The 515-nt window shown below is 43.5% G+C and carries 1 protein-coding gene; it reads left to right on the top strand.

What is annotated here, in order from left to right:
• Positions 1-117: 117 nt before the first annotated feature.
• Positions 118-515 (top strand): TolC family protein (locus BCT81_RS02380; RefSeq protein ID WP_198596829.1); only part of this gene is annotated, 398 nt, incomplete at its 3' end.

The following is a 515-nucleotide window of genomic DNA, read 5'->3' on the forward strand; positions in this document are numbered from 1 at the left end:
ATAAATATTGCACAAGTGGACAGTTAAATGTAAAAAAGTGCAAAGTTTCGAGTAAATTACCACCAAACTGGGTTAAACTCCTTTAAAGAAAATTCCATAAAAGGCAGGAATAGGAAAATGAAAAAACTGCTTCCACTATTTATCAGTGCAGCAATTGGCAGCCTGAGTTCGTCAGCTTTTGCTGATACGCTAGCTGAAGTTTACGACCAAGCAAAACAGAACGATCCACAACTTCTTCGTTCAGCAGCACAGCGCGATGCCGCTTTTGAAGCAGTAACGTCAAGCCGTAGCTCTTTGTTACCGCAAATTAATCTAACAGCAAACTACGATATCAACCGTGGTGATCGAAGTGATATGAGCAATGACAACAACCAATGGGGTGTTGGCATCGGTTTCAGCCAAGAGCTATACCAACGCTCTTCGTGGATCACTCTAGACACGGCAGAGAAATCGGCTCGTCAAGCAGATTCAGCATACGCGGCAGAGCAACAAGCTTTGATTCTGCGTACAGCAAC

The organism is Vibrio sp. 10N.261.52.A1 (assembly GCF_002876325.1).
Lineage (GTDB): Bacteria > Pseudomonadota > Gammaproteobacteria > Enterobacterales > Vibrionaceae > Vibrio > Vibrio chagasii.